The following is a 4,974-nucleotide window of genomic DNA, read 5'->3' on the forward strand; positions in this document are numbered from 1 at the left end:
CTTCATCGGAACCTTTGCCTGACGGCAAAGAACCCGTGAAGCACTTAGCCTTGCATAAGTTTCTTCATCGGAACCTTTGCCTGACGGCAAAGAACCCGTGAAGCACTTAACAATTTCTTGTTTTTTTATCCCTCAAGGGGGTACTGAAAAGAGTGACAGACTTTCAGGAGTAAGGTACTAACTTACAAAGCTGCAAAATTCTTTGGCCAGGCTCGGGTCAAAGCGGATTCCGGCAAGTGCTGAAATTTCCTCAATTGCCTGTTGTGAACTTCTTTCTTTTCGATAAGGCCTTTTGGAGGTTATTGCCGCATAGGTATCAACCAGCGCCAGAATGCGGGCAGTGATGGGGATGTTGTTGCCGGACAGTTGGTTTGGGTAGCCGGAACCATCGTAGGATTCATGATGATGGAGGATTGCCGGTTTGTCCAGTTCAATGGGACTTGGTGAAAATCTGGCAATTTCCCAGCTGATCAGGGGATGTCGCTGGCATATTTTACGTTCATTATTTGTCAGCGGGGTATCTTTCAGCAAAATATCACTGCTGATACTCATCAATCCAAGGTCATAGAAATAGGCGGTATCCGCCAGTGAGCGGGTTATATTATCCGCCAGTTCCAGCTGCTGGGAAAATTCTGTCAGCAGATGTGAAACTCTGGTGCTATGGTGCTGGTAATAGGGTAAATTTGTTTCTGACAGAGAAATGAGCTTATGGGCTGCCAGTCGATAAAAGGAACGTTGCTGTTTTTGTGCTCTTAACCCAAGGGATATCAGCTCAATAGCTTCATCCAGATGGTTTGTTAATGGCGATGAAGGTGAACTTTTTCCCATCGTTGTTTTTTTGTCTGCCAGAAACAGTAAAAGAAAAGCAGTGGAGGAGTCGGAAAAACGGTGCGGATGACAGTAAACATAATTCCATGGGTAGGTAGGCCCGTTAGGGATTGAAATCATCAATTGTTGTTTTTCTTCGGCTGACAGGTATCCAGGTGTCTGCAACTGAGTCATACAATCTTTAAACTTTGAGGAAAAAGGCAAAGATATGCAGCAATCTTCCGGCTTTGAACGTAAAGCAAACTGACTGGTGATCAAGGTGACTTTTTTTGCTTCCGGGTCAATTTCAAAGTAAAGAGATTGGTCTGTCTCCAGTGAAGGTAAAAGGATATTTAATAAAGAACTCATTAATTTTCTGGTATCACCCAGCGAACGAATGGCTTCCATGAAGAAATCAATGCTGTTGAGATTAATGCCTTTTTTGCTGTCATCAAGTTTTTTGGAACCCTCAAGCTGGGGAGAATAAAGCACCACCCTGTTTTTCCCCAGGCGCTTGCCCTCATACATGGCAAGGTCAGCTTTTCGGACCAAGTCACCATCAGAACTGGCCATCTCCGGATAGGACGCTATCCCCAGGCTCAAAGTCATATTGACTGATTTGTTGTGGTTGATTATAAAGGGGTGTTCCTCTGCTGCTTTTCGTAACCGTTCCCCAATGAGAAATGCTTTTATATGGTCGGTATTGGGGAGGATAATCGTGAATTCTTCTCCCCCATAGCGGCAGACCGTATCAATGGTTCGTGATTTTTCAGGCAATAACACCCCCATTTCCCTGAGGGCATTATCACCAGATTGGTGACTGTAATGATCATTGAATTTTTTAAAATTATCTATATCGATCATTAATAATGACAGGGTGGTTTTCTGCCGCTGGGCCCTCTCGACCTCGACTTTTAGCTGCCGGTCAAAAAAACGGCGGTTATAAAGGCCGGTGAGGGAGTCAATAATGGCCAGTTTCTGGATCTGTTCATGTTTACTCAGATGTTGGAAAATAAGTTCACACTGCATAGTCAGGATCCAGAATAACTGGATGTCTTCCATGGTGAAGGTATTCTGACGGGTAGCAAACAGCTGCCAGACAGCCTGTACTCTTCCTTCCCAGGTAACCTGGACGATGACTGCTTCCTCAATGCCAAGGTTGTGAAAAACGCTACGGTTTGATACTGCAGATGCTTTGATTAATAAGGGCTTGCCAAATGAACTGGTCCAGGGGGTGAAAGGTGATTTGGTTTTTAAAAGAGATAGTTGCTGGTCGGAAAAGCCATGATTAAACAGCAATTCCAAGGTCTGAGAGGATTCATTCCACATGGAAAATGTCATTTTCCGATAGGGAATTATTTTACGGGCAAATGATGCGAACATCTCGATAGTCAGGGTCTGGTCCTGGGATGAAGCGAGATATATAGGAGCTTTGAGCAACAAGTTAATGCTCTTGGTTTTTTTTTGCAGGGTTTGAGGTGATAAATCAGGAGAGAGTTGCAGGATGGATGCTTCTATCTCGGATTTAAGGAAAGTTTGCTCAGTCATAAGGGTTAAATTTCCGCGAGCTTGATGCTTTGAATGCTTGAAAGTCCTATTTTAAGGATTGAAAACATGATTGATCTATTAAAATATGTAAAAAACCTCCACTAAAAATCGATTTCTATTATTATTTGCAAAGTAAATGCCAAAAATATAATTTTTTTATCTTAAAATTATAAATTATAATAACTGCCGGAAATCTCAAGCTTTATTTGATAAAAATAATTTTATCTCAAAAAGTCTTGCCGGAATTAGTGGTTTTTATGAGGTTGAAACAGGTGAATTCTGGGAAAATGGGTATTTTTTTCGCCAAATTATGTAAAAAAGTACTGTTTTTTTCAAAATGAATGAATTAATGGCAGCAGGCGGTTTTTAAAAGCAGTTTTTATCCGGGAACTAGAGCTTTCTGGTAAGCTGTCAGGTCTTGCTTCTTGAGCCCATGAAACGCTATAATCAATCCTGAAAGCCCGATTTCAGTGACCTAGCCGGGTACTAATGAAATGACAGAATTAGCTCAGCAGAAATGCAATTTGAAAGATTTGACTAGGCCAGAGCTGGTTGCCATGCTTGCCGGGATGGGGAAAGAGCGGTTTCGTGCCGACCAGATTATTACTTGGTTATATCGCCACCGGGTAAAGAATATCGGGGAGATGACCAACCTTTCCCGTTCTTTCAGGGAGCAGCTCAATGAAGTGGCAGCGATACAATTATTGGAGTGCCGTGCCATTGAAATTGCGGCAGACGGGACAAAAAAATTTCTTTTTCAGCTTTTTGACAGTTCCTGTATTGAGTCAGTACTGATTCCTGAGCAAAAACGATTGACACTCTGTCTCTCCACTCAAGTAGGCTGCCGTCAGGGTTGCCGCTTTTGCGTGACCGGTCAGCAGGGCTTTAAGCGTAATCTTAAAGTTGCAGAAATTGTCGATCAGGTAATTCAGGTACAAAAACATGCTGACCGCCTGCAGCAACGGATCAGCAATATTGTTTTTATGGGAATGGGGGAGCCTCTGGATAATTTTGAAACTCTGGTAAAAGCCATTGAAATCTTAAAATATGATGATGGATTGGATTTTTCATCCCGGAGAATAACTGTTTCAACCTGCGGTTTGGTGCCCCAAATAGGTGAACTTGGTGCTATGGTTGATGTAAGTCTGGCAATATCGCTGAATGCCACTGATGATGAAACCCGTAGCCGCCTGATGCCGATCAATCGTCGTTACAATCTGAATACATTATTGACAGCCTGTCGGCAGCTTCCCCTTAAGCGCAGCAGCAGGATAACCTTTGAATATATTTTGCTTAAAGATATCAATGACAGCTTAGTTGATGCCTCCCGATTGGTGCGGTTGCTAAAGCCACTGAAAAGTAAAATAAACCTGATTCCTTTTAATGAACATCCTGATTTGCCTTTTTACCGGCCGTCAAAAGAGCGGATTTCAGCTTTTCAGGCCGTTTTGCTGGATAGCGGTCTGACCAGTATCATCCGTAAAAGCAAAGGCGCTGATATTTCAGCCGCCTGCGGGCAGTTGCGGGGTAATGTCGGTGTTTCAGAAGCCATCAGGTTATAAGCGGAGCAAAAAAAGTATGAATCAGGCCGGTAAGTTCTTCCCTGCTGGAAGAGGAAAAAATCTGTTGTCGGAAGGCTGCAGCTCCCGGCAGACCGCGGCTATACCAGGCCAGATGCTTGCGAAATAATAAAAATCCGGTTTGTTTGCCTTTGTGGTGTTCCAGGAGCTCCCAATGGAGTAAGATGGTAGCAAGCTTTTTTGACCAGTTAATGGGTGGAGCTTTCCTGTGCCGGATAAATTCTTTGATATCCCGGAATAACCAGGGTTTGCCGAGGACCCCTCGTCCAAGCATCAGGCCAGCGATTCCAACTCGCGACAAAGCCTGGCGGGCCTCAATCGGAGTAGTAATATCACCGGAGCCGATTACTGGTATGCCTGTGCCTGTCTGTCTGATAGCTTCTTCCAGGTAATCCCAGTCGGCTGCACCACTGAACATCATCATTGCTGTTCGGGGGTGACAAAATACCGCTTTGGCACCATGGTCAGCGGCAAGTTGAAAAATGGTTCCGGCATTCAGGTTTGCATGGTCCCACCCTGTTCTGATTTTAATGGTGTAGGGAATTTTAGGTGGTTGTGCCAAGGCTTTTAAAATTTTTTTTATCTGGTTGAAATCTTTCAGCAGGGCAGCGCCAGCTCCGGTCTTTATGACTTTTTTTACCGGACAGCCCATGTTGATATCAATGCAGGCGGCGCCGGCATCAAGCGCCTTCAGGGCGGCAGCCCGTAAAATTTCCGGATCTCGGCCAAAAAGCTGAACAATCAACGGCTGTTCCGATGGCTGAAATGAGAGCATGGCTTTGGTTTTCCGGTCGTCCTGGATGAGTCCCCTGGCGCTGATCATTTCGGTGACTACCAGGTCAGCGCCAAACTTTTTTGCCAACTGACGAAAGGGGCTGTCCGTGATTCCGGCCATGGGGGCCAGGATGAGTGGTTGATTACTGAACATAGCCATTAAGTAACGGGAATTTTCCGGAAGTTCAAGTTTTTCTTGACAGGTTTTTATGAACCACGATATGCATTGTCGGGTTCTATTCCATGCTAATTTGTATTATTTTTC

Annotated in this window: 3 protein-coding genes; 1 reads left to right on the plus strand and 2 read right to left on the minus strand. The window is 44.3% G+C overall.

All coding sequences use genetic code 11. From position 1 onward, the window contains the following. Positions 1-177: 177 nt before the first annotated feature. A complete protein-coding gene (locus tag U9P07_02515; protein MEA2108281.1) occupies positions 178-2,355 on the minus strand; it encodes a diguanylate cyclase in 2,178 nt (725 codons plus the stop codon). Positions 2,356-2,849: 494 nt separating this feature from the next. Between U9P07_02515 and rlmN the strand changes: the two genes are divergently transcribed. Then, positions 2,850-3,917, plus strand: coding sequence for a 23S rRNA (adenine(2503)-C(2))-methyltransferase RlmN (gene rlmN / locus U9P07_02520; protein MEA2108282.1), 1,068 nt, complete (start codon positions 2,850-2,852; stop codon positions 3,915-3,917). Here rlmN and dusB read toward each other — a convergent pair. Continuing rightward, a complete protein-coding gene (dusB, locus tag U9P07_02525) occupies positions 3,907-4,869 on the minus strand; it encodes a tRNA dihydrouridine synthase DusB (protein MEA2108283.1) in 963 nt (320 codons plus the stop codon). The two genes, rlmN and dusB, sit on opposite strands and share 11 nt — an antisense overlap. Positions 4,870-4,974: the final 105 nt, after the last annotated feature.

Source organism: Pseudomonadota bacterium, assembly GCA_034660915.1.
GTDB lineage: Bacteria > Desulfobacterota > Anaeroferrophillalia > Anaeroferrophillales > Anaeroferrophillaceae > DQWO01.